22 protein-coding genes, 1 tRNA gene and 1 pseudogene are annotated in these 19,594 nt (G+C 64.1%); 8 read left to right on the top strand and 16 right to left on the bottom strand.

Annotation, left to right across the window (positions count from 1 at the left end; genetic code table 11):
- Positions 1 to 125: 125 nt before the first annotated feature.
- The 5 genes from AB5Y80_RS16835 to AB5Y80_RS16815 all read right to left on the bottom strand — a co-directional run bounded on the left by AB5Y80_RS16835 (position 126) and on the right by AB5Y80_RS16815 (position 4,047).
- Positions 126 to 202: transfer RNA gene (locus tag AB5Y80_RS16835), tRNA-Met, on the bottom strand.
- 235 nt (positions 203 to 437) lie between these two features.
- The gene (locus AB5Y80_RS16830) at positions 438 to 1,157 is read right to left on the bottom strand and encodes a hypothetical protein (protein ID WP_216944293.1); all 720 of its coding nucleotides are present in this window, start codon (positions 1,155 to 1,157) and stop codon (positions 438 to 440) included.
- Between the two features lie 106 nt (positions 1,158 to 1,263).
- The gene (locus AB5Y80_RS16825; RefSeq protein WP_039038583.1) at positions 1,264 to 2,898 is read right to left on the bottom strand and encodes an ATP-dependent endonuclease; all 1,635 of its coding nucleotides are present in this window, start codon (positions 2,896 to 2,898) and stop codon (positions 1,264 to 1,266) included.
- A gap of 76 nt (positions 2,899 to 2,974) precedes the next feature.
- Positions 2,975 to 3,097 (bottom strand): hypothetical protein, encoded by a 123-nt coding sequence (locus AB5Y80_RS16820; RefSeq protein WP_256094327.1) that lies wholly within the window; start codon positions 3,095 to 3,097, stop codon positions 2,975 to 2,977.
- 62 nt (positions 3,098 to 3,159) lie between these two features.
- The gene (locus AB5Y80_RS16815; protein ID WP_048208720.1) at positions 3,160 to 4,047 is read right to left on the bottom strand and encodes a helix-turn-helix domain-containing protein; all 888 of its coding nucleotides are present in this window, start codon (positions 4,045 to 4,047) and stop codon (positions 3,160 to 3,162) included.
- Between the two features lie 178 nt (positions 4,048 to 4,225).
- Here AB5Y80_RS16815 and AB5Y80_RS16810 point away from each other — a divergent pair, with 178 nt between their 5' ends.
- Together AB5Y80_RS16810 and AB5Y80_RS16805 are read left to right on the top strand one after the other, a co-directional pair.
- On the top strand, positions 4,226 to 5,143 hold the full coding sequence (locus AB5Y80_RS16810) for a DMT family transporter (protein WP_041215090.1): 918 nt from the start codon (positions 4,226 to 4,228) through the stop codon (positions 5,141 to 5,143).
- Positions 5,144 to 5,194: 51 nt separating this feature from the next.
- On the top strand, positions 5,195 to 6,127 hold the full coding sequence (locus tag AB5Y80_RS16805; RefSeq protein ID WP_069651321.1) for a LysR family transcriptional regulator: 933 nt from the start codon (positions 5,195 to 5,197) through the stop codon (positions 6,125 to 6,127).
- Positions 6,128 to 6,179: 52 nt separating this feature from the next.
- On the opposite strand, the gene AB5Y80_RS16800 is transcribed toward AB5Y80_RS16805, so the two are convergent.
- The 5 genes and pseudogenes from AB5Y80_RS16800 to AB5Y80_RS16780 form a co-directional block, all read right to left on the bottom strand.
- Positions 6,180 to 6,959, bottom strand: coding sequence for a TSUP family transporter (locus AB5Y80_RS16800; RefSeq protein WP_010674863.1), 780 nt, complete (start codon positions 6,957 to 6,959; stop codon positions 6,180 to 6,182).
- Between the two features lie 482 nt (positions 6,960 to 7,441).
- Positions 7,442 to 7,555, bottom strand: a pseudogene (locus AB5Y80_RS16795) (DTW domain-containing protein); the annotation flags it as partial.
- Between the two features lie 2 nt (positions 7,556 to 7,557).
- Positions 7,558 to 8,307: a tRNA-uridine aminocarboxypropyltransferase gene (locus tag AB5Y80_RS16790; protein WP_368173225.1), complete on the bottom strand. Its 750-nt coding sequence runs from the start codon at positions 8,305 to 8,307 to the stop codon at positions 7,558 to 7,560.
- A gap of 190 nt (positions 8,308 to 8,497) precedes the next feature.
- Positions 8,498 to 9,487, bottom strand: coding sequence for a D-alanine--D-alanine ligase (locus AB5Y80_RS16785; protein WP_041211487.1), 990 nt, complete (start codon positions 9,485 to 9,487; stop codon positions 8,498 to 8,500).
- Between the two features lie 200 nt (positions 9,488 to 9,687).
- On the bottom strand, positions 9,688 to 10,296 hold the full coding sequence (locus tag AB5Y80_RS16780) for a 2OG-Fe(II) oxygenase (RefSeq protein ID WP_029314582.1): 609 nt from the start codon (positions 10,294 to 10,296) through the stop codon (positions 9,688 to 9,690).
- Positions 10,297 to 10,503: 207 nt separating this feature from the next.
- Here AB5Y80_RS16780 and AB5Y80_RS16775 point away from each other — a divergent pair, with 207 nt between their 5' ends.
- Together AB5Y80_RS16775 and AB5Y80_RS16770 are read left to right on the top strand one after the other, a co-directional pair.
- Positions 10,504 to 10,980 (top strand): glutathione peroxidase, encoded by a 477-nt coding sequence (locus tag AB5Y80_RS16775; RefSeq protein WP_039038588.1) that lies wholly within the window; start codon positions 10,504 to 10,506, stop codon positions 10,978 to 10,980.
- Positions 10,981 to 11,240: 260 nt separating this feature from the next.
- The gene (locus AB5Y80_RS16770) at positions 11,241 to 12,629 is read left to right on the top strand and encodes a DEAD/DEAH box helicase (RefSeq protein WP_010674869.1); all 1,389 of its coding nucleotides are present in this window, start codon (positions 11,241 to 11,243) and stop codon (positions 12,627 to 12,629) included.
- A gap of 54 nt (positions 12,630 to 12,683) precedes the next feature.
- On the opposite strand, the gene AB5Y80_RS16765 is transcribed toward AB5Y80_RS16770, so the two are convergent.
- The 4 genes from AB5Y80_RS16765 to AB5Y80_RS16750 all read right to left on the bottom strand — a co-directional run bounded on the left by AB5Y80_RS16765 (position 12,684) and on the right by AB5Y80_RS16750 (position 15,121).
- Positions 12,684 to 13,133, bottom strand: coding sequence for an acetyltransferase (locus AB5Y80_RS16765; protein WP_368173224.1), 450 nt, complete (start codon positions 13,131 to 13,133; stop codon positions 12,684 to 12,686).
- A 62-nt stretch (positions 13,134 to 13,195) separates the two neighbouring features.
- The gene (locus tag AB5Y80_RS16760) at positions 13,196 to 13,651 is read right to left on the bottom strand and encodes a GNAT family N-acetyltransferase (RefSeq protein ID WP_223302554.1); all 456 of its coding nucleotides are present in this window, start codon (positions 13,649 to 13,651) and stop codon (positions 13,196 to 13,198) included.
- 23 nt (positions 13,652 to 13,674) lie between these two features.
- On the bottom strand, positions 13,675 to 14,007 hold the full coding sequence (locus tag AB5Y80_RS16755) for a YnfA family protein (RefSeq protein ID WP_041211490.1): 333 nt from the start codon (positions 14,005 to 14,007) through the stop codon (positions 13,675 to 13,677).
- 268 nt (positions 14,008 to 14,275) lie between these two features.
- Positions 14,276 to 15,121, bottom strand: coding sequence for a DUF5718 family protein (locus AB5Y80_RS16750; RefSeq protein WP_323944851.1), 846 nt, complete (start codon positions 15,119 to 15,121; stop codon positions 14,276 to 14,278).
- Positions 15,122 to 15,388: 267 nt separating this feature from the next.
- Here AB5Y80_RS16750 and AB5Y80_RS16745 point away from each other — a divergent pair, with 267 nt between their 5' ends.
- The 4 genes from AB5Y80_RS16745 (at position 15,389) to AB5Y80_RS16730 (ending at position 17,380) form a co-directional block, all read left to right on the top strand.
- Positions 15,389 to 15,940, top strand: coding sequence for a class IV adenylate cyclase (locus AB5Y80_RS16745; protein WP_048207795.1), 552 nt, complete (start codon positions 15,389 to 15,391; stop codon positions 15,938 to 15,940).
- 26 nt (positions 15,941 to 15,966) lie between these two features.
- Positions 15,967 to 16,359: an NUDIX domain-containing protein gene (locus AB5Y80_RS16740; RefSeq protein ID WP_039038593.1), complete on the top strand. Its 393-nt coding sequence runs from the start codon at positions 15,967 to 15,969 to the stop codon at positions 16,357 to 16,359.
- Between the two features lie 101 nt (positions 16,360 to 16,460).
- The gene (locus AB5Y80_RS16735; RefSeq protein WP_010674875.1) at positions 16,461 to 16,967 is read left to right on the top strand and encodes a GNAT family N-acetyltransferase; all 507 of its coding nucleotides are present in this window, start codon (positions 16,461 to 16,463) and stop codon (positions 16,965 to 16,967) included.
- A 104-nt stretch (positions 16,968 to 17,071) separates the two neighbouring features.
- A complete protein-coding gene (locus tag AB5Y80_RS16730; protein WP_128345259.1) occupies positions 17,072 to 17,380 on the top strand; it encodes an antibiotic biosynthesis monooxygenase in 309 nt (102 codons plus the stop codon).
- A 40-nt stretch (positions 17,381 to 17,420) separates the two neighbouring features.
- On the opposite strand, the gene pdxY is transcribed toward AB5Y80_RS16730, so the two are convergent.
- A complete protein-coding gene (gene pdxY / locus AB5Y80_RS16725; protein WP_266136494.1) occupies positions 17,421 to 18,284 on the bottom strand; it encodes a pyridoxal kinase PdxY in 864 nt (287 codons plus the stop codon).
- A gap of 484 nt (positions 18,285 to 18,768) precedes the next feature.
- On the bottom strand, positions 18,769 to 19,524 hold the full coding sequence (locus AB5Y80_RS16720; RefSeq protein ID WP_277855925.1) for a DUF429 domain-containing protein: 756 nt from the start codon (positions 19,522 to 19,524) through the stop codon (positions 18,769 to 18,771).
- Positions 19,525 to 19,594 lie beyond the last annotated feature (70 nt).

The following is a 19,594-nucleotide window of genomic DNA, read 5'->3' as shown; positions in this document are numbered from 1 at the left end:
GACGAGCTACCGAGCTGCTCCACCCCGCGTCCGAATTGTATTGCCACCACAAAAAGCAGAGCAGTTGCTTCTTGCTGTCTTCGTCTCCACCGCAGCGCTATGCGCTTGCCATGGATACAAATAGTTGGTTGCGGGGGCCGGATTTGAACCGACGACCTTCGGGTTATGAGCCCGACGAGCTACCGAGCTGCTCCACCCCGCGTCCGAGGTCGCCCATAATAGGCGCCAACGCTGAGATTGCAAGTAAATATCCTAAAAAAAGTTTATTCGGGGATTAAACCGTCACATACTGCGCTCTTTTGCAACAAATCGCAGTTTTTTCAGGCAGCTAGCGATCTCTCGCCCCTCAGGCCCCTCCCCGCGCGCCCCCCGACTTGCCCCTCTTTGCCATAAAAAAAGCCCGCACAACAAGGTGCGGGCGGGAGGATGCGCCGGGATCAGGCCAGCTGGTGCAACACGCTGGTCGCCGCAATCTGGGCGATGATGAGGCCGCACAGGGTCACGGAGACCACCACGGGGGCCGTCTCCTGCTGACGGTAGATGGGGCTGAACCAGAGCAGCAGGGCTGCGACCAGCAGGCCGGCCTGGGTCAAGACTGCAGGGATCAGCGGGTCGAGCCCTGCGCTGCTCCCCTGCCAACCCACCAGCACCGCCAGCCAGATAAGACTCAGGATGGCGGAGACCAGCCCCGCCAGGGGCAGCAGCAGATTGAAGGCTTGCAGGCGGTGGCGGGCACGCAGCAGCATCAGGTGGGCAAAGGCCGACCCCAGCAGCACCATCTGCAGCAGGCCGCCGAGCCAGCCCTGGATCTGCATCAGACCCAGTCCGTAGAGGGCGAGCGGCATGGCGGGCAACCACAGCAGGGTGGCGGGGATGGCGCGCTTGCCCTCCAGGCGAGACTGGACCAGGGAGAGCACGATACCGAGCACCAGGGCGGCCCCCCCGCTCCAGATGAGCCAGCCCGCAACCTTGGCCTCCACCGCCAGCATCAGAGAGAGCCCGGTGATCACCCAGACCGAGAAGAGCTGGGTAGTGATCCGCGAGCGCTGGCCCGGGCAGAGATCCCCGCGCCACAGGACGAGCCCCACGGCGATCAGGGCCCCCAGGGCCATCAGACCGGTCAGGGGAAAGAGCCAAAAAGGAAGTTGGACGAACATAGGGTCTCCGGCAGCAGTCCGGGTGCGGGTGCACCCGTCACAGGGTAAGGAAGGACAAGAGGCAGGGAGTATATCCAAACTCCCCCCGTCTTCCCAACGTCGCCGGTCAGCTTTGTCCCCGGGCAAGGGCGACCACCCGGGCAAACATCTGCTTGAGCACAGGGGGAATGTGCTCGCTGCCGAGGCGCTCCGCCTCCTCCACCACCGCCAGGGCCATGCCTGGCTTGCTGCGATGGTGGATCGCCTTGGCGATGATGCGCCCGGCGTTGAGGGTGGAGCGCCCCCCGACCCCCGCCTCGCGCCGGAACACCCCCTCGAACCCGTTCTGGTAGAGGTAGTGCTCTATGTCTGCCGCCGGCAACTGGGTCAGCCGATCCCGCTCGCGCTCCCCCTTGAGCAGGGAGCGGGCGGAGCTCGCATACTTGGCACCGGCCTCGTCACCGTCGGTGAGCAGGTGCCACTCTATGCCAAAGTCCCGGGCCACCTTGATGAGGGGGGCCTGGCCGCACTGGGCGAACTCGATGATGCGCACCCCCTCCGCCCGCAGGCTGTAGCCGCAGATCTGGGCCAGCTCCGAGAGCAGCCAGATCTCGGTCTCCCCTTCCACCAGCAGCCAGCAGCGGGCAAACATCGACATGGGCCTGTTGATGCGCACATGGAAGGCAATCTTGCGCAGATCGTCGCTGCTGTAGCGCTCCCCTCCCAACTGATGGCAGAGGATGTCCTGCTGGCGGCGCACCAGACGGCGCACCTGATTGAGGGGCAAGGAGGAGAGCAGGTCCCCCGAGTTGGTGGTGAGCAGCTTCTGGCCGGGCAACTGCTCCAGCAGACCCCAGGCCAGGGCCAGCATGGTGGGATGCAGGCGGCTCTCTGGGTCTTCCAGCATCAATATGGGTCTGGCCCCCTCCTCCAGCTCCCGGTTGCCCCGGGCGTGGAGCAGCATGGCCGCCATGCCCGCCATGGCCAGTTGCAGCGCCCGGTTATCCGCATTGCGCAGCAGCACCTGCAGGTTGCCGGGATTGCGCAGGGTCATGGGGCGATTGACGATATCCCGCTGGCTGCGCGGCTTGTGCTTGATGGGCGCCAGGGCACTGAAGTAATGCTCCATCAACTGCTGCACCGCCTGCAGCGCCTCCTTGAGTTCAGGCTCGCCGATGCGCTGGGGCTCGTCGGTGAGCTTGCCGGCCAGCTCGTCCAGCCGCTGCTCGCACAGATCCCCCCAGGGCAGCCGCTCGATGCCCTCCCGGGCGGTACGGGCATCCCGCAGCCTGAACACCGGGTTCATGGTGATGAGCAGACGCACCAGCGCCTCATTGTTGTCGATGGCCAGGCTCTTGCCGATGCCGTCGAGAAAGTCGTGGGTGGTGAGCACGCTGCCATCGTCCTGCAACTCGGCACTGGCACGATAATGCACCCGGTGGAACTTGTCCTTGTGGGGGATCCAGGCCGCCCCGAGGCGGGCCAGACGGCGGGAGTGCTGGCACATCTGGGGACGATACTCGCTGAAGGTGAGCACCAGTTGCAGCGTGCGCGAGGGTTCGAGCTCGGGATCTTCGGGCCGGTGAAAATCATCCTGACCAAATTGATAGGGCTCGGCATCCCCCAGCAGGCACCAGAGGGCCCGCAGCAGGCTGGATTTGCCCCAGGCGTTTTCGCCGATGAGCACAGTGGTGTTGTCCAGCCCGAGGGAGAGGCGATTTATTCCGCGAAAACCTTTGACTTCAATGCGTTCCAGAAACATGCGGCCATATCCAGTCCATCCTGATGGCGCAATAGTGGCAAAGTTGCCGGAAAAATCCTATCGGGTTACGGCGTTTTCAGCGGGAACTGTGAGGAACGAGCGGTTCGGGCGGCGTCGGCTGGGTGGCGCGATAGAGGGGGGCATTCCAGTGGTTGAACCAGAGATGGCGAGTACGGGTCTGACGTTTGCGATGATTCAATGGGCATTCCTTTCAATGGACAAGGGACAGAGGGTACACCTCTTTTGCCCAGAGTCTCAGGGTTATCTGTGACAGGAGAATGACAACTGGGCCCGCCACTGGCCCGGGCTCAGGCCGAACGCCTCCCGAAAACGGTTACCAAAATGGGCCTGGGAGGAGAAGCCGCACTGGGCGGCGATGCTGGCCAGAGGCTCGCTTCCCGCCAGCAACTGCTTGGCCCGCTTGAGCCGCAGCCCGAGCAGGTAGCGGTGAGGCGGACAGCCCAGGCTCTGCCCGAACATCCGGGCGAAGTGGTATTCGCTCAGACCCGCCTCCCGGGCGAGCTCTCCCAGGGTGATCGGCTCGGCCAGGTGAGCCTGCAGATACTCCTGCACCCGGCGCACCACGGCCGGGGCCAGGCCGCCGCGCACCTCCGGCAGCGCCGGGGCCTCGCGGGTGTGATGGCGATAGGCGTGCAACATCAGCATCCAGGCACCGTGGGAGAGGGCCATGCGATCGATGCCGTGCTGCCAGTCGAGCTTCATCAATTGCCCCTGCACCAGGGCCGCCGCCTGGGGATCGTCGATGAAGGTCTTGTCTTCCAGTTGCAGATGACGCCCCTCCTTGTCGCACGCCTGCTCGGCGATACGGGTGAAGTGGGCGGGGGTGAAGTAGAGGTGGAAAAAGCGAAACTCCTCGCGCACCAGCCATTCGGACCTGTGGTGATCCGGCATGATGCACACCTTGCCGGCACCGCCATGGCCACCGGGGCCGTCCAGCCGCTCGGTCTGCTCGCCCCCCTGCAGGTAGACGCTGATGGTGTGGTTGCCCGGCTTGTGGTAGCGGGTCTGATCGTAGCGGTTGCACCAGCTCGCCACCCCGAGTCCGGGCTCCAGCCAGCAGGAGTCCTCCAGCCTGGCACCGGTGCTCACCAGGGCATCAAAGACCCCTGCCTGTCTTGTCTGCTGCATGGCATGCTGCACGCTTGCGTCCCTCTCTGGCACTTGCCGCCCCTTTCCTGTCGCCATCTTATCGCGCCTCATGGTCAAAGGCTGCGCCTCCGTTGAAAAAACCGCAAGATGGTGCAAGCCGGCACCCCGCCTCACGGTTCATGCTGATCACATCATCTTCTCTTGATGGGATCACACCATGAATCTGATGCTCTATGTTTCCACCGTCCTCATCTGGGGCAGCACCTGGATTGCCATCGCCTGGCAGCTCGGCCCCATCCCCATCGAGGTCTCGGTGCTCTATCGTTTCGCCCTGGCGGCCCTGGCCCTGTTCGCCCTGCTCACGGTGAGCGGCAAGTTTCCGCGCCTGCCCTGGGCGGGCCAGCGTTATGCTGCCCTGCTCGGCGCGTTGCTCTTTTCCACCAACTTCCTCTGTTTCTACCACGCCACCCTCTATATCCCGAGCGGCCTGTCGGCGGTGATTTTCGCCAGCGCCAGCATCTTCAACGGCCTCAATCTCTGGCTGTTCGAGGGTAAACGACCGGGCCTGCGCTGGCTGCAAGGATCGTTGCTGGGGCTGCTTGGCACCCTGCTGCTCTTCTGGCCGGTGCTGGCGGATGCGCAACTGGGTGCAAACGGCTGGAAGGGCTTGCTCTTTGCCTGCGCCGGCACCCTCTGCTTCTCCCTGGGCAACCTGGTCTCCGCCCGGGGACAGCGCCAGGGCTATCACGTATTACAGATGGTACCCTGGGGCATGGTCTACGGCGTGGCGCTGCTGCTGGGCTGGGTCACGGTACTCGGTCAGTCACTCACCCTGCCCACCGACCCGCGCTACCTCGCCGCCATGGTCTATCTGGCCATCTTCGGCTCCGTCATCGCCTTCACCGCCTACCTCACTCTGGTGGGGCGCATCGGTGCCAGCAAGGCGGCCTACGCCACCGTGCTCTTCCCCCTGGTGGCCCTCACACTCTCCACCTTCTATGAAGGCTTTGTCTGGCAGACGGTCTCCATCGTCGGCGTGGTGGTGAGCCTTATCGGCAACCTGGTGATCTTCGCGCCCCCCGTCAAGGCGTGGCGCTGGCCGCTATCAAGGGCCGCAAACGGTACTTGCCCCTGATGCCACCAGCCCCTAAGGTAACCGCGTCCAACACACGAAGAGGGAGGACGCATGTTACTGGAAGGGCTGGAGACACTCTGTCTGCTGGCAAGCGAGGGCACCATGGCCAAGGTTGCAAGCCGCCTCTATATCAGTCAGTCGGCGGTCAGCAAGCGCATCGCCCAGCTGGAGCAGCGCCTTGGCAAGAAGCTCATCGAGCCGGATGGCCGTCATATCCGCCTCACTCCCCAGGCCCGTGAGCTGCTCGCCCGGGTAGCCCCGAGCCTCGCCGAAATGAAGGGGGTGCTGGCGGACAGCCAGATCCTCACGGATCAGACCCCTCTGTCCATCGCCTGCTCCGAAACCCTGCTGGCGGGCTACCTCGCCCGCTTCATGCACGCCTACCTTGAACGGGATCCCCACATTGCCCTCTCTACCCACCACACCCCGGTCATTCTGGCCCGGGTGCGCGGCGGGGATGCCCTGCTCGGGATCTGCGCCGGTCGCCTGCCGCCGGGCCATGGGCTGTGTGCCGAACGGCTGCTGGAGGAGCCCTTCTATCTGGTGGGGGAGGCTCTGGATGAGGCGGCGCAGCCGGATCACCAGGGCGCCTTGCAAGAAACTGTGACCAGCAAGCAACTGGCTGAAGGCGACGTGAGTCAGGGGATGCAGGGCAAGGTGCGCAAGATCCTGACCATGGATCTGGAGAACCCCTCCAACCGCTATCTGCGCGAGCCCCTGGCCGCCCTCGGGCTTATCCCCGCCATGGAGCTCGATTCCTACCTGGCGCTGATCGAGCTGGCCAAGGCAGGCATTGGCCCCGTGCTCCTGCCCGCCGGCCTGCTGGCGCTGGTGGGTGAGCAGGGGACACAGGCACGCCCCCTGCCGGGACTGGGCCGCCCGCTCCACCTGGTCTATCGGCCAAACAGCCTCAAGCGCGATCGCATTGCCCGCCTGGTGCAGGCGCTGCAAGCCCATTTCCGGCAACTGACGGCACTGGGCTGAAACGCAAGAGGGCCCGATCTGCTATCGGGCCCTCGTCATGGGGGGTACCGGCTCAGCCCAGCCAGGCAAAGAGCTCGGGGTACTGGCTCCACACCAGCTTGGCGGACATCACCAGGGAGACGGTCACCAGCAGCGGCTTGATGAGCTTCACCCCTTTTTTGAGCACCAGCTTGGAGCCCATGCGCGCCCCGATGAACTGCCCCAGCGCCATGCACAGCCCCACGCTCCACACCACCTTGCCCCCCAGGGTGAAGAAGAGCAGGGAAGCGATGTTGGAGGTGAAGTTGAGCAGCTTGGTGTGGGCAGTGGCCCGCGCCATGCCAAAGCCCGCCAGGGCCACGAAACCGATGGCAAAAAACGACCCCGTGCCCGGCCCGAAGAAGCCGTCATAAAAGCCCACACCCCCGCCCACCAGCAGGGCGAACGCCATGGGGGTGAGGCGGCGCTGGCTCTCCGCATCGCTCACCCTGGGGGAGAAGTAGAAGTAGCAGGCAAACGCCATCAGCAGGAAGGGGAGCAGCCGCTCCAGGATGGCGGCATCGATGGTCTGCACCGCCAGGGTGCCGATGGCCGCCCCGATGAAGGTGCAGATGACCGCCGGCCAGATGATGGCCCACTCAAGGAGCCCCTTGCGAGCATAGAACCAGGTGGCGGAGAAGGAACCGAAACTGCTCTGCAACTTGTTGGTGCCAAGCACCAGGGCTGGCGGCATGCCGGTGGCCAGCAGGGCCGGCACCGTCAAGAGCCCTCCGCCCCCGGCGATGGCATCGATAAAGCCGGCGATGAGGGCCACCCCGAACAGGGCGACCAGGGTGAGCAGTTCCAGTTCCATCCATAGACCTCGTGTGATTGGCGGCGCCCGGCATGACCCGGAGCCTGAAGGAGTCAACAGGTCGCTATCCTAGCGAGGGCGGGCTCATGAAGCCAACGAAACAATGGCAGCCAACTAATTCCTTATTTTCATCAATCAGCGTGCGAGAAGGCCTGTGCTTTGATAACCGCCACCCCCTGCAGCAGGGGCGCTTCATCCGCACCGGGCGCACGGCTTACCCGGCCAGCCATGTAGCGGCTGCTGATGAGGATTAATCCAGAGCGCGGCTCTGGCCCTTGATGGTCTCCAGCTCCTCCAGCAGGGGCGCTTCATCCGCACCGGGTGCACGGCTCACCCGGCCAACCATGTAGCGGCTGCTGATGAGGATTAATCCAGAGCGCGGTTCTGGCCCTTGATGGTCTCCAGCCCCTCCAGCAGGGGCGCTTCATCAGCACCGGGCGCACGGCTTACCCGGCCAGCCATGTAGCGGCGGCTGATGAGGATTAATCCAGAGCGCGGCTCTGGCCCTTGATGGCCTCCAGCCCCTCCAGCAGGGGCGCTTCATCCGCACCGGGCACACGGCTTACCCGGCCAGCCATGTAGCGGCTGCTGATGAGGATTAATCCAGAGTGCGGCTCTGGCCCTTGATGGCCTCCAGCCCCTCCAGCAGGGGCGCTTCATCCTCGCCGGGTGCACGGCTTACCCGACCAGCCATGTAGCGGCTGCTAAAGAGATTGAACCAGAGCTGCAGCGCCTGTCCCGCCCGCAGCTCCCCGGCCACTTCCAGCACGCAGGCGGCCACCTCGGCAGTGCACAGGTGCTCGTCGCTGTGGGCGACGCGCATGCCGTAGGTAGAGAGCGCATCCGGCTTGATGGCGAGCACCGGGAAACCGTCCAGATAGGGACTCTTGTTGAACATCTTGCGCGCCTCGGGCCAGGTGCCGTCCAGCAGGATGAACAGCGGCTTCTTGCCGGGGGCCAGTACCACCTCGCCGGTCAGGCGGTCGGGCGCTTTCTCGCAGGCGGGAAAGACCACGTAGGGCTGCCAGGCGGGATCCGCCAGCAGGGCCAGCAGCTCGGGATGGGGTTCGGTACGCGACCAGAGAAAGGCCCAGGTGGAGTCCGGCAGCACGTCGGCGATGAGGCGCCCGGTGTTGGAGGGCTTCATGGGCTCGCTGTCATACATCATGAGGCAGAAACCGGCCTCGGCCTTGAGCGCCGGGCGCCAGTCGCAGGCACACCAGTCGGGGCGCAGCTGGCAGGCATCGCAGCGTGGTACGCTGCCGCCACGGGCAAGAAAGGGTCGGGTCGAGACGCTCTTGCGCCAGATGCGCAGGCGGTTGACGGCGTGATCGGGGATGGGCTTCATGGAACGCGGCTCTGACGGTGCCTGTGGCGGGACAAAAGGGGGCTGATTGTAACGGCGCGCCCTCCTGGCGGCAAGGCTTGCCGGGCGGCGCCCTGCCCCCTTCCCTCCCCACGCTCTGCCCGCTTCCCCCCATGAAAAAAGGGGCCCTGAGGCCCCTACTCACCATCCGTTGCAACCGGGTCTGGCGACGTCAGACCGCCTTTCGCAGGATCTGCTCCAGATAGTGCGCGAAGCTGTGGCCGTGGTGCTCCAGCAGTTTCGGGAACATGGAGATGGAGGTCATGCCCGGGAAGGTGTTGATCTCGTTGAGCAAAATCTCCCCCTCTTCGGTCAGGAAGAAGTCGATGCGCGACAGATGGGTCAGCTTGAGCTGACGGAACGCCTTCAAGGCGTACTCGTGGATGGCATCGGCCTGGGCCTGAGTCAGCCCCTCGGCCTTGAGCGCGGTCTCGGTGTGACTGGCGCTGCTGTACTTCTCTTCATAGGTGTAGAACTTGTCCTGGGGTACGCAGATCTCCCCCGGATAGGTGGCCACCAGCTCGTCACCATACTGGTAGACCGCCACTTCCAGCTCGCGGGGCTTGACCGCTTTTTCGATCAAGACCTGCTCGGAGTAACCGAAGGCATCGGCAATGCCCTTCACCAGGTCTGCCTCGTTGCTGGCGGAGTAGCAACCCACGGAAGAGCCCTGGGAGGCCGCCTTGATGAAGACCTTGCCCCACTTGGCCAGCGCCGCTTTCGCCTCGGTCAGGCTCGCCTCGTCCTGCTCGGTCAGGAACAGGTAGGGGGTATTGGGGATGCCGATAGCGGTGAGCCACAGCTTGGTGGTGATCTTGTTGAAGCACACCTTGCTCGCCTCGGCGTCACAACCCAGATAAGGCAGGCCGGCCAGCTCGAGGAAGGATTGCAGATCGCCGGTCTCACCGGGATAGCCGTGGATGCAGGGCACCACGTAGTCCACCGGACGGGCCACGCTGTCGAACGAGAGCAGCTTGTCCAGCCCCAGCTTGCACTCGCGACCGTCGGCGGAGAGCCAGCGGTCGGCAAACATCTCGACCCGGGTCACTTCGATACCGGGCAGGAGCCCGAGCTGTTTTTCGAGGAAATTGGCGCTGCGCAGCGAGACTTCGTGCTCGGAGCCGCCACCGCCGCACAGCAGCAAGACATGCATGTTCTTCATTAGATGTGATCCCTTGGGAGAAGCGGCTTCGTCATCACCATGTCAAACCCAACCGCATGAAAACCGGACGAAGCCAGAAACGAACATAAGTGCGGGCAGTGTAGCAAGGGAGGGGAAGCCTTGTCAGCCGATGGGGCGCACCTCCCCCTGCCCGGGCAGATAAAAGTCTCTTCCTGTGTCAGAAACAGGATGAAATGCGCTCAGCGGGGGGGATCGACCCGCCCGGCGCCATTGCCGTTGACCCGAAACCAGCCGGCAATGCTGTAGCGCTCCCGGCTTGCGGGCAGCACCTCGTGGGGAAACTCTTCAGACAGGAAGAGCACCAGCCGCCCGCCCCGGGGGGAGACATCCATCAGAAACTGCTCGCTGTCGTCATAGACCCGCAATATTCCCCCCGCCTCTGGCTGCCAGTCGTTGTTCAGGTAGAACACCGAGGTGAGCCGGCGGTTGGATCGCCCGGCGAAGGCGTCGCGATGGGTGACGTAGAAGTCCCCCTGACGGTAGCGGGCAAAGTGGGCCTCGTAGTCGAACAGCCCCAGCATCAGGCTGCGATTGGCGGCCAGACGCAGGGACTCCATCCGGGCCAGATAGTCGGCCACCGGCGCGCCGAGGGAGGCGTCGAGCCAGTGGATCTGATCCCGACGGATATCGCGGTTGTCCTGATGCAGGGTCTCGCGCCCGATCCCCGCCGGTCGCCACTCGTCCGGCAGGCAGGCCTTGAGGGCATCCACCTCGGCGGCGGTTAAAAAATCATCCACTATCACCCAACCCCGGGTGTAGATGGCATCCATGACGGCTTGATAGTCCAAGATAGGCTCGCAGCGAGGGGAGAGAGTGCGCTTTGTAGCGACTTCGGACCATCGGCACAAACCGGATTGCTTCTCTTGAGAAGTCCCGCCATCAATAGGAGTCTGGGGGGAACAGACGCCCTCCCCCTTGCTCCCCGGCCCTCGGCCCGTTAACGTGCAAGGATTGTCCCCGGGCGCCTTGTCGCCCCTCTTGCATCAGGAGAAACCATGCCCCTGCCCCTCATCCCCCTGCAACGACTCGATGGCACGGCTTGGTCCACCGCCGATCTGCAGGGCCGTGTCGTGCTAGTGGTCAACGTGGCAAGCCGCTGCGGTTTTACCCCCCAATACACCGGGCTTGAGGCCCTCTATCGCCAGTTCGGCCCCCAAGGCTTCGAGATCCTGGGCTTTCCCTGCGATCAGTTCGGCCATCAGGAGCCGGGCGATGCCGAGGAGATCGCCCGCTTCTGCTCGCTCGACTACCCGGTCAGCTTCCCCCTGATGGCCAAGTGCGAGGTCAACGGCGCCGGGGCCCACCCCCTCTATCGCTGGCTCAAGGAGCAAAAGCCCGGACTCCTTGGCAGCGAGGCCATCAAGTGGAACTTCACCAAGTTCCTGATTGACCGTGAAGGCCGGGTGGTGGACCGCTTCGCCCCCCAGACCAGGCCGGAGGATCTGGTGCAGGCCATCGAGGGACTGCTCTGACGGGCGTGCGCCGAGGCCAGGGGGGCCCCTCTTAGCGCCCCCTGGCCTTTCCCTGCCGGGATGGCCGTGGCAACCCTGCTCGCGACACGGCTGCTGCGCGTGCGCCTCGCATCTGCTATATTACGCGCCCACTGTCTCTTGTGCGGTCGCTTTGCCGGGCTCAGGCCCAGCCTCGATGGCGGCCCACCCTATTTTCCATGTCGTGACGGACCAAGGCTGCCGTCACCCGTTGAGCCCAAGGCTCGGAGTGTCCCTCGAACATGTCATTCAATGAACTGGGTCTGTCACCGCACATCCTGCGGGCCGTCAAGGAGCTGGGTTACGAACAACCCACCCCCATCCAGCAGCAAGCCATTCCCGCCATCCTGGCCGGGCAGGACGTGCTGGGCGGCGCCCAGACAGGCACGGGCAAGACGGCCGGTTTCACCCTGCCCATGCTTCATCGGCTGCTGGCCAACCATGGCCGTGGCGGTCGCCGCCAGGTGCGAGCCCTGGTGCTGACCCCAACCCGAGAGCTGGCCGCCCAGGTGGGCGAGAGCATCATCAAATATGCCCACCACCTGCCGTTTCGTACCCTGATCGCCTATGGCGGCGTCAGCATCAAGCCGAACCTGGACGCCATCAAGCTCGGGGTTGACATCCTGGTCGCCACCCCGGGCCGCCTGCTGGATCTGCTGACCCAGGGCGCCCTGACCCTGAGCGCCCTCGAGGTACTGGTGCTGGATGAAGCGGACAGAATGCTCGACATGGGGTTCATCACCGACATTCGCCGCATCATGAAGGCCCTGCCGGAGGAGCGTCAGACCCTGCTGTTCTCTGCCACCTTCTCCAATGACATCAAGGCGCTGGCGGACGATCTGCTCAAGGATCCCACCCTCATTGAGGTGGATCCCAGCAACACCGCCGCAGAGCAGGTAAGCCAGCGCATCATCCAGGTCGATCGGGAGCGCCGCCGGGAGATGCTCTCCCACATGATTGGCCGTGGCAACTGGCAGCGGGTGCTGGTGTTCGTGCGCACCAAGCAGATTGCCGACAGGCTCGCCCAGCAAATGCAGAAAGATGGCCTGGATACGGTCGCCATCCACGGTGACAAGAGCCAGGGGGCCCGCAACCGGGCGCTGGCGGATTTTCGTGAAGGCAAGGTGCGGGTGCTGGTTGCCACCGACATCGCCGCTCGCGGCCTCGACATCGATCAACTGCCCCACGTGATCAACTTCGAGCTGCCCCAGATGGCGGAGGATTACATCCACCGCATCGGCCGCACCGGCCGTGCCGGGCGTGGCGGCGAGGCCATCTCCCTGGTGAGCCAGGACGAGCTGGGTCAGCTCAAGGAGATCGAGGCGCTGATCGGCCAATCCCTGACCGTGGAGATCCTGGAAGGGTACGAGCCAAGCGGCAAGCCGAGCCGCCAGACCCTGCCGGGCAGCAAGCCGGTGCAAAACCCGCCACGCGCCCGTGGCCATGCCAACGCCAAGGGCAAACCCGCCGCCGGGAAAGGCAAGGGGGATGGCGCCAAGAAGCCGGCTCAGCCTGCGCAAAACAAGTCCCGCAAGCGGGAAGTAGTGGGCGAGGACATCGGTTTCGCCCCCATGCGCCGCCTGCCCAAGGCCCAGCGGGGCGACTATCAGGACAACTCCAACGAGGAGTGAGGGGGTGCGAGCCAAACCTCCTGAACAACAAAAAACCGCCCTCGGGCGGTTTTTTCATGCGCCAGCCTCGGCAGACAGGACCAGATGCAGCAGGGGATAAGGTTTGCCCTGCCCGTCCAGTGCCGAGCGGCCCACCACCTCGAAACCCAGGTGGCGATAAAAACCGAGGGCCGGTTCATTTTGCTCGTTGACGTCCACCCGGGTCGCCCCCAGACGGTGGATGGCATCGGCTACCAGCAGACGGCCCACTCCGCCCCCCTGCCTGCCGGGGTCGACGAAGAGCATCTCAATATTGCCCTCGGCCACCCCGATAAAACCGACGATCACGCCATTGTCTACTCTGGCACAGTTCAGCGTCACGGCATCGAAATAGTGCTCCAGGATCAAGGGCCTCAGGGCCGCTATGTCGGCTTCTTGCAAGAAGTGGTGGCTGGCGCGCACCGAGGCCTCCCAGATGGTGATAAGGGTTGGGTGATCGCACTTTTGTGCGGCGTCAATTTTCATCGCTACCTCAATATGTTGCGGATAACAGCCCACGCCTTTGATGATGCAGCAGTCCATGGGACTTATTGCGGCGCCTTGATAACAAACCCTTTCTCGATGCCGGCCTTGAAACCGAGTCCCTCATAGAGGCGATGAGCGGCCTCCCGCTCCTCCCCTGAGAGCAGCATCACCTTGTAGCAATCCAGCTCCCAGGCCAGCGCCAGGGTATGCTCCAGCAACTGATGGCTGAGCCCCTGGCGGCGAAACGCGGCACCCGTGATCACATGCTCTATGATGCCGAAGGGTCGGCCGCCGTTGGTGAGGGTCGGGATCACCCCGAGCTGGCAGCTGGAGGCCAGCTGGCCCTCCACCAGGGCCACCATGATGCGGGTATGGGGCAGATCAAGCATCGCCGCCAATCCCTCGCGGGCCCCTTGCTCGTCGAGCACGGGGTCCTGAGGCCTGAGTTCCTGATAAAGGGCCAGCAGCCCGGCCAAGTCCTGCGCCTCACACTCTCTTATCACCACTGTCGTCATCATGCTGATCTCCCTTGGCATCGATATCAGGCGGGTCTTGGGGCAAACATGATGATGGCCATGCCGATCAGGGCCACCCCGGCCCCCACCAGATCCCACAGGCTGGGTTTGATGCCATCCACGGCCCAGAGCCAGAGAATGGCCACGAAGATGTAGACGCCGCCATAGGCGGCATAGACGCGGCCAGCGGCGGTCGGGTGCAATGAGAGCAGCCAGGCGAACAGGGCCAGGCTCAGGGCCGCGGGCAGCAGCAGCCAGGCGCTCTTGCCCTGGGTCAGCCAGAGATAAGGGAGATAGCAGCCCAGGATCTCGGCAACCGCAGTCACCAGAAACAGGGCCAGGGTCTTGAGTTCAACCATGAATACTCGGGATCCTTGCAGGCAGAATGGACTTCTTGTGGCAAATCATACTGTTATATCCAGCCACTGCAATCGGCTTTCGAGGTGCACGGTTCAGGGCACGGGAGGCAGATGGCGGAGCGCGAACAGGATCGAGGAACATCATGCGCTTGGCATGGCGTGCGGTAGGTATAGAGGGTATGCAAACAGGGGGTAGAAAGCCGACAGGGAACGGGCTGCGCTGTGCTTAAAAACAGTCAGGCCCGCCGAAGCGGGCCTGACGACAGGATTAGCGGGTCTTGACCGCCTGCAGCAGCACGGAGACATCCGGCCCGAAGCGGCGGGCTCGGATGGCCTCCTGGATAACCTGCTCGTCGTAGCGACTGGCGGGGTAGACCACCACGCAGGCGGTGTCACCGGGAGCGAGGAAGTGGGTCTCGCCAAAGGGGGTGTAGCGGGTGGCACCGATGCTGATGAGCGCATGGGCCGGGCGCCCCGCCTGGGTCAGCAGCCCCTGGATATGCTCGGCCGGGCCTTCGTCCTGCTGATGGTTGAATTTGTCGATGGCCCACGCCAGCAACTGACCGTGGAAATAACTGTAATCCACCGCCGCGCTGTCGATCCCGTAGGGGTGCAGCTCACCATCCCGCTCCAGATAGCAGGCAATGCGGTAGTCATCGAGCTCGCATCCGGCGGCAAAGTGGGTCAGGGGCAGCAGGTTCGCGGCCAGCCCCTTGCTCTCTTCACCCCAGTTCTTCTTCTCGCTGATCTTGTTGGCATTGGGGCGACGGATGGAGCAGTCGTTGTAGGCGCCAAACGCCTTGGGATGGATGGCCACCACCTGCTCCCCCGTGTACTCCAGCTCGCACCACAGTGCCACCTCGGGTTCAATCTGCACCTTTTCGTCCCCGCTCACCGCCGCCTCCGGCAGGAAGATGGCCTCGCCGCTCAGGGGAAAGACCCCGAGCTGGCCGGGATGGTTCGGCACATAGAAGGGGAACAGCGCCTTGGGGGCGACCTTGTCGTCAACCTTGACGGCGACGAAATCCGCCGCCTCCCCTGCCTGCTCCAGGTGACCGGCGAAGTTGCCCGCCACGCCCAGTCCGATAAAGGGGGTCTGTGAGGTGATCTGCATCTGTGGCTCCACTGGCGCGGCCGGGGCCGCCGCCTCGTTGTCGTTGTTCAGGGCGGCAATACCGCCAAAGAGGGAGCTCATTAGAGCACAGCCCCCGGACGGCGCCCAGCCACCAGGCCACAAGCTGTGCACCAGGGCGGATTTTCCCTCACCATCTGGTCATAAAGTCGGCAGTCGATGCGAAGCTGTGATCCCGATGCTTGGGAGAGCCCGGCACTTTTGCTAGGCTGCCCTATTCATTTGCCGTTCGGGAGCCGTCGCAAGGCCATGACCACCCACTTTCAGGGGCGCTTCGAGGTGGAGTTCAAATACCGCCTGACGGACAGCGCCGCCTTTGTGCATACCCTCACGGCCCTCGGCCCCGAGGTGATGGTGGCGGACAATCATGAGCAGGACTGCTACTTCGACACGGCAGATGGCGCCCTGGCTCGGGCAGAGAAGAGCCTGATCATCCGCACCATGTCCCCCAGCGGCATCCGGCTCTGGATAGTCAAAGGGCCCGGGCCCGATCGCTGCGAGGCGGTCAACATCACCGATGCGGACAAGGCGACCAGCATGGTGCGCACCCTGGGCTACCAGCCGGTACTGACCATCGACAAGCGGCGCAGCATCTATTTTCTGGGGGCCTTCCACGTCACGGTGGATCACCTGGCAGGTGTCGGTGATTTTGCCGAGCTCGCCATCATGACTGACGACGAGGCCGCCCTGCCCGCCTACCGCGCGCAGTTGCTGGCGCTCGCTAGCCGGCTGGGACTGGCGCCCGAGATGCGGGAAACCCGCTCCTATCGCACCCTGTGCGAGCAGCGAGCCCCCCTTTGACAAGCGGCAACAAGAGGAATCTGCCCATGATCGACAAACTCGCCTGGCTGACCTTCAAGGAGGGACAACTGCTGTGCGCCCGCTCCCACGGCAAGGACATCTACTACATTCCGGGGGGCAAGCGCGAGCCGGGCGAGAGCGACGAGGCGGCCCTCGTTCGTGAAATCGAGGAAGAGCTCGCGGTCACCCTGAAACCCGATACCCTGGCGTTCGCCTGCGAGTTCAGCGCCCAGGCGGACGGCAAGCCGCAAGGGGTGAATGTCAATCTGCGTTGCTACACGGGGGACGCCGACGGCACGCCCGTCGCCTCGGCGGAGATCGCCGAGCTGCGCTGGCTGGACAGCCGCCACCTGGCCGAAGTCTCCCCCGTCTCCCGCCTGCTGTTCCAGTGGCTGGCAGCGCAGGGACTGATCCATTAAGAGACGGCGCACCTGACCGGATGATGATGGCACCGGCAGGAGAGTCCGCGCCCGAGACGTTAATCCCCCACGTGGGCCAAGAGAGAAGATGAGGACATTCAATGGAGATCCTTGAGGTCGAGAGCACCAGAGGCATCAAACCGGCGCTGATCGCCCTGCTGCAAGATTGCGTGGCCAGCGGTGCCTCGGTGGGCTTTCTGCCTCCCCTGCAGGAAGAGCAGGGGCTGGCGTACTGGCAAGGCATCGAGGGGGAGCTGGCGGATGGAGTGCGCAAGCTCTGGGTGGCGTTTGATCAGCACCATCTGGTGGGCGCCCTGCAGCTCTCCCTGTGCACCAAGGCCAACGGGGGCCACAGGGCCGAAGTGGAAAAGCTGATGGTCCACAGCCAGGCCCGTGGCAAGGGGGTGGGTCGCGCCCTGATGAACGCCATGGAGCAAGGGGCCCGGGACGCCAGGCGTACCTTGCTGGTGCTGGATACCCGGGTCGGCGACGTGGCCTCCAGCCTCTATCGCCAGCTCGGCTATCAGGAGGCCGGCCAGATCCCGGACTTCGCCCGCAATGGGGACGGCACCCTCGCCGCCACCCAGTTCTTCTACAAGCAGCTCTGAGGCAGACGGCCTGGCAAGACCGGACAGCGTGCCGGTCTTGCCCCCTCCAAAGCTCGGCGTACATAGGTTTTTGGTTCAATCAGACTCATCGGCAAGGAGCCATCATGATATTGGAAGTCGCCCATCTGCAGATCATTCCCGGCAATGCCACTGACTTCGAGCAGGCCTTCGCCCGGGCCCAGCACATCATCAGCGCCATGCCCGGCTACCTGGGCCACCAGTTGCAGCGTGCCCTGGACGATCCCCATCACTATCTGCTGCTGGTGCAGTGGGAACGGCTGGAAGATCACACCCGGGGGTTCAGGGGCTCCCCCCAGTACCAGGAGTGGAAGGCCCTGCTGCACCACTTCTACGACCCCTTCCCCAGGGTCGAACATTTTCAGGATGCAACACCGATCAGCGCCGCAAGCTGAACCTTGATCAGCTCGTCCCGTCACGGGCTGATCAATGGCGTCAGGCCAGTCGCTCGGCCCTGTGGGCAATCTGCGGCTCGGCAAAGGCGCTCTGGGCCGCGATGAGCTGCAGTTCGTAGGCATTCGCCTCCCAGGTCTGTCGCAGCACCGCATCCACCGCGGCGTTGGTGCGCTCGAAGGCGCTCACCCCCTCATATCCCGCCTGCAGGTTGGCCAGCATCAAGGCGCTGATGAGATCCCCCACGCCCACAGGTTGGCGCGCGAAATCGTAAAGGGGACGGGCGATCAGATAGTCTCCCTCGGGGGTGGCAAGCAGCATCTCGAAGCGGCCGGGGACGCTGGCGGCGCGACCCAGATGCTTGACCAGCACCATCTTCACCCCCTTCTCCAGCAACTGGCGTGCGGCGATCCGAGTCTGGGCCAGGGTTGTCAGATGGACATCGCACAGGGTCTCCAGCTCCAGCAGATTGGGGGCCATGATGTCCGCCACCGGCAGGGCCTGCTCGGTGAGAAAACGGGTGACGCCCGGGGCGACGATGCACCCCTTCTCCGGATGCCCCATCACGGGATCGCAGAAATAGAGGGCCGCCGGATTGGCTCGCTTCACCGCCGCCACCACCGCCAGGATCTCGTCCCCCTGCTCCGCCGAGCCCAGATAGCCGCTCAGCACCGCATCGCAGCGCGCCAGCACCTCGATATTGCAAAGCCCCTGGCACAGGGCGGCAATGTGGCCCGCCGGCATCGCCATTCCCTGCCAACCCGCCTCGTACTGGGTGTGGTTGGAGAACTGCACCGTATTGATGGGCCACACCTCCATGCCGAGACGGCGCATGGGGAACACGGCGGCGCTGTTGCCGGCACAGCCAAACACCACGTGGGACTGGATAGAGAGAATGCGTTTCATCGACACCACCGCACAAGAAGCCTGAGGAAAAGAGGCAATATATCGGATGAAGAGACGGCTCTTCCAGCAATTAACGCCCTGACTCCCTATTTATGCTTCTGCAGGCCTAACCTGCCGCATATTTGACCGCCGCTACCCTGTTTCTGTACAACCCTGGAGCCATCTCCCCCGCTGCTGCGGGGTGATAAATGTATTTGGACGCCTCTTGTCTGATGGCATACAAGGTGGTTTTTCAATCAACCATAAACAGTCGGGATCAAGGATGAGGTCCGATGAAAAGGCGCCAGTCGGCAGTCGGCAGTCGGCAGTCGGCAGTCGGCAGTCGCAAAATAAGGCAACAACGGCAAGGGTCAAGGAGGCGTCGGAAGATCACAGGACAAAGGCGGCCTCCCCTTGCCTGACACCGTGGCAACGGCAAGCCATACGCAGTGGCGACAGCAAGTCGCCAGCAGTCATCAGAGGGAGCGCAGTGCCCTTGGACGTCTCAATCCCGGGCGAAGTGGTAGACCCAGCCTTCGTCCGGTGCCATCTCCTCCGGCAGGTCCACCAGAGCAGGCAGCGAGGTGACGACCCCTTCAGCCGCATATTGCAGGGCCATCAGGGCGCAGAGCGCGGCATCATAGGGATCCGTTCCAGGGATGAGGGACACCGGCAGGTGGGGTTGCAGCTCGGGCCGCACCGCAGAGGCTTTGCCCCCCATTTTGGCCAGAGCGGGATAGACCTCCAGCACCGCGCGCCCGGCAGCCCTCGCCTGTTTTGGCACCAGTTGCAGATCCCCGAGGCGCGGCAGCATGGAGAGGGCCAGGGTGGCGTTGTTGCCGAGCCTGTCGAAGGTTGCGGAGAGGGGCTTCTTGCCATAGTGCTGATGGAGCCAGCGCTCGCAATCCCGGTAGGCGTAAGGGTTGTCAATCTCCCGCTGAGGCACGGGAAAGCCGCTCCCCCGCCCCGCCAGCAGATCGGCGAGGGCGCGGGGAAAGGCCAGGGGCGCATCGATGCCGAGAGCAAGGCGCGGGCAGGCCAGTACCTGCATCAGCGCAACCTCGTCTTGCAGGGCCGGGCGCAGCAGGGCATCCAGATCCGGCGCGACCCGGGAGCTCAGCCGAAACAGGGGGGAGATCCCGAGCCAGTGCAGACGGGACTCCCTGGCCTGCCAACCCACCACCGCCACCGCCTGGGCATTGCCCTGCCAGCCCCTCACGTCCCAGCCGATGCCGATGGCGTCCATGTGTTCCGTTGTCATGCCCCTGTTACCTCTGTGCAGCCTTGATGGAGCACAGGGTAATGGCTGCCCCTCCTAAAGCAAGGGCAAG

It is taken from the genome of Aeromonas sp. R2-1 (assembly GCF_040908425.1).
GTDB lineage: Bacteria > Pseudomonadota > Gammaproteobacteria > Enterobacterales > Aeromonadaceae > Aeromonas > Aeromonas caviae.
The sequence above is the reverse complement of the archived record's forward strand: the minus strand, read 5'-3'. Positions and strand labels throughout refer to the sequence as shown.

Coding starts and splice junctions, on each gene's coding strand:
- AB5Y80_RS16790 (WP_368173225.1), bottom strand. CDS start 8,307: ATGAAGCCCATCCCCGATCACGCCGTCAACCGCCTGCGCATCTGGCGC.
- AB5Y80_RS16730 (WP_128345259.1), top strand. CDS start 17,072: ATGATATTGGAAGTCGCCCATCTGCAGATCATTCCCGGCAATGCCACT.
- AB5Y80_RS16740 (WP_039038593.1), top strand. CDS start 15,967: ATGATCGACAAACTCGCCTGGCTGACCTTCAAGGAGGGACAACTGCTG.
- AB5Y80_RS16735 (WP_010674875.1), top strand. CDS start 16,461: ATGGAGATCCTTGAGGTCGAGAGCACCAGAGGCATCAAACCGGCGCTG.
- AB5Y80_RS16755 (WP_041211490.1), bottom strand. CDS start 14,007: ATGGTTGAACTCAAGACCCTGGCCCTGTTTCTGGTGACTGCGGTTGCC.
- AB5Y80_RS16800 (WP_010674863.1), bottom strand. CDS start 6,959: ATGGAACTGGAACTGCTCACCCTGGTCGCCCTGTTCGGGGTGGCCCTC.
- AB5Y80_RS16770 (WP_010674869.1), top strand. CDS start 11,241: ATGTCATTCAATGAACTGGGTCTGTCACCGCACATCCTGCGGGCCGTC.
- AB5Y80_RS16760 (WP_223302554.1), bottom strand. CDS start 13,651: ATGATGACGACAGTGGTGATAAGAGAGTGTGAGGCGCAGGACTTGGCC.
- AB5Y80_RS16830 (WP_216944293.1), bottom strand. CDS start 1,157: ATGTTCGTCCAACTTCCTTTTTGGCTCTTTCCCCTGACCGGTCTGATG.
- AB5Y80_RS16805 (WP_069651321.1), top strand. CDS start 5,195: ATGTTACTGGAAGGGCTGGAGACACTCTGTCTGCTGGCAAGCGAGGGC.
- AB5Y80_RS16810 (WP_041215090.1), top strand. CDS start 4,226: ATGAATCTGATGCTCTATGTTTCCACCGTCCTCATCTGGGGCAGCACC.
- AB5Y80_RS16785 (WP_041211487.1), bottom strand. CDS start 9,487: ATGAAGAACATGCATGTCTTGCTGCTGTGCGGCGGTGGCGGCTCCGAG.
- AB5Y80_RS16825 (WP_039038583.1), bottom strand. CDS start 2,898: ATGTTTCTGGAACGCATTGAAGTCAAAGGTTTTCGCGGAATAAATCGC.
- pdxY (WP_266136494.1), bottom strand. CDS start 18,284: ATGAAACGCATTCTCTCTATCCAGTCCCACGTGGTGTTTGGCTGTGCC.
- AB5Y80_RS16720 (WP_277855925.1), bottom strand. CDS start 19,524: ATGACAACGGAACACATGGACGCCATCGGCATCGGCTGGGACGTGAGG.
- AB5Y80_RS16750 (WP_323944851.1), bottom strand. CDS start 15,121: ATGCAGATCACCTCACAGACCCCCTTTATCGGACTGGGCGTGGCGGGC.
- AB5Y80_RS16745 (WP_048207795.1), top strand. CDS start 15,389: ATGACCACCCACTTTCAGGGGCGCTTCGAGGTGGAGTTCAAATACCGC.
- AB5Y80_RS16815 (WP_048208720.1), bottom strand. CDS start 4,047: ATGCAGCAGACAAGACAGGCAGGGGTCTTTGATGCCCTGGTGAGCACC.
- AB5Y80_RS16765 (WP_368173224.1), bottom strand. CDS start 13,133: ATGAAAATTGACGCCGCACAAAAGTGCGATCACCCAACCCTTATCACC.
- AB5Y80_RS16775 (WP_039038588.1), top strand. CDS start 10,504: ATGCCCCTGCCCCTCATCCCCCTGCAACGACTCGATGGCACGGCTTGG.